Here is a 1,915-nt window from a genome sequence, read left to right on the forward strand (position 1 = left end):
TTAGGGTAGCGGGAGAAGGGCCAAATGTTTCGCAAGCTATCTTTAAAATAATGACCAAGAAAAAAGCTGATGCCGTCTCCCAATATGGCACCGAGAAAGCCCGATAATAAAAGCCACTCAATAGGTAGATTAATGTGACCTGCCAAGGCTGACACAAGAAAGAGCAGCAATACGCCGGGTACGATTACTCCTGCAAGCGCCAGAGACTCAATAAATGCAATAAGTAAAACAGCCACGAAAACCCAGTTTGGGTTTAGTTCAAGCCATGCAATAAGGGGTTGGAAATCAGATTCTGTCATTGTGCCGGGTGTAAGTGCGAATAGTATTGAAAGATGTGCCGGGGTAAACAGACTTAGCCTCGTTGGGTCACTTTACACACTAATGACAAGCGAGACAAATTGTCAGAAGTCTTGAGCTTTCGCCAATAGAGGGGAGAAAGCTGTAAACAACGAACTTGTCTGTTTAGTGACTATGCAGGCAGACGCGGTTATGGCCGTTTTTTTGTGCTTCGATCAAACCAATCTGAGCGTTCTCAATTAATTTCTTTGCTTCGCCATCTCGATCGCCTGAGCAGTCATCAGGTATATAGGTTGTGCAGCCCAGGCTAACCGTAATTGCATCAACCACTGGCCAGTTGCATTCCTCTATGGTGCGTCGAATTCTTTCCGCAATAACTAAAACGCCCTCTGAAGGTGTGCAAGGTAAGAGGAGGTAAGAGGTCTGCTTTCCATCAAAGTAGTCGCTATCTCCTGCGCGAATCATTGCTTTAAGTGTCTCTGCAAATCGAGCAAGAAGGTCGTTTGTATTTGGGAGACCGTGCATGTCTTGAATTTGAGGGAAGTAATCGACTTCAAGGGAAACCAGAGAAAGGGGTTTGCCTGTTCGGTCAGCTCGGCACATTTCTTTTTTAAGGGTATCTCTCAAATGGCGGTAGTTATAAGCTTTAGTTAGTGGGTCATGTATCTCAAGTTCTACCAGTGTGCGACTGCGTTTCTGATGAAGCTGAGCATAAGTACTTGTTAGCCCCATAAATAATGCAAAGCTGGTTGCAAACTCTAGTGCTGAGATGATGCTGCTGGCAAATAGCAGTAGCAGTGAGTAACACACACCCATCACCACGTTGAATATGCTTGCTTGGCGATAGGGAAGGCATAGATAACAAAGAAGACCAATCGGAAATATCCAGTGCTTAAGCTCCTCAGGGTGTTCGCCTGCATTGGCGAAAATGCTGAGAACAGATATAACACCTACAGCGAGACAGGCTTGCTTGAGGTATTTGGCTTCGGGGGAGAACTTGGCGTAGAGGCTTGTGCTTAAATAAACGATGCTTAGAAGTGTTGCAACGTAAACGAGCTCATAGAGACCGTAGCGATAATTTTGTATACCAAGCACAACCATAGCAATTGCGCCAAGCAGAAATAATGTGGCAGTAAGACGGGTTTGAAGCTGGATTTCAGAGAACATTATTGTGCTCCTTCTGCATTGGCTGGCGTTGCGTCTTGGGGCAGCTCATCGATGTCTCGATAGATGTGTGTTCTATTAATACTGGTAGCTTGTGTTTCTGATAAGGCATGGCTTGCCCGGCCTGTTATGGAGGTACTGTCATCGCCGATATTTAAGCAGGACACGCCAGCACTAACGGTAATACTTTCTCCATGAATCTCAATTTCTTTGCGGACTTTAAGTCGCAGGCTGTCTGCTATCTTGACTGCTTGAATCGAGCTGGTATGAGGTAAGACGATAAGAAACTCATGATGTTCCCAAAGGTAGTAACTGTCGAACAAGCGAAGGTTGTTATGGAGCAACTTGCCAATGGCAATCGTGACAGCATCTTGTTCTTTAGGGTTTAGTTTGGAAAGACATATTTTGTCAATTGCCAACGCGGCTGTAGACAATTCACTGCCTTCACGTTCAC

General features: G+C 45.3%; 3 protein-coding genes. All 3 read right to left on the reverse strand.

The window, feature by feature from the left end; all coding sequences use genetic code 11:
• A partial coding sequence (locus A3763_RS29595; protein ID WP_369823105.1) for a DedA family protein occupies positions 1-299 on the reverse strand: 299 nt, incomplete at its 3' end.
• 163 nt (positions 300-462) lie between these two features.
• Positions 463-1,464, reverse strand: a complete 1,002-nt coding sequence (locus A3763_RS10745) for a GGDEF domain-containing protein (protein WP_068516229.1) — start codon at positions 1,462-1,464, stop codon at positions 463-465.
• Positions 1,464-1,915 (reverse strand): diguanylate cyclase domain-containing protein (locus A3763_RS10750; protein ID WP_231872167.1); only part of this gene is annotated, 452 nt, incomplete at its 5' end. The genes A3763_RS10745 and A3763_RS10750, both read right to left, overlap by 1 nt.

This window comes from Oleiphilus sp. HI0128, from assembly GCF_001635365.1.

Excerpts from the sequence above, each read along its gene's own strand:
- A3763_RS10745 (WP_068516229.1), bottom strand. The coding sequence starts at position 1,464 with ATGTTCTCTGAAATCCAGCTTCAAACCCGTCTTACTGCCACATTATTT.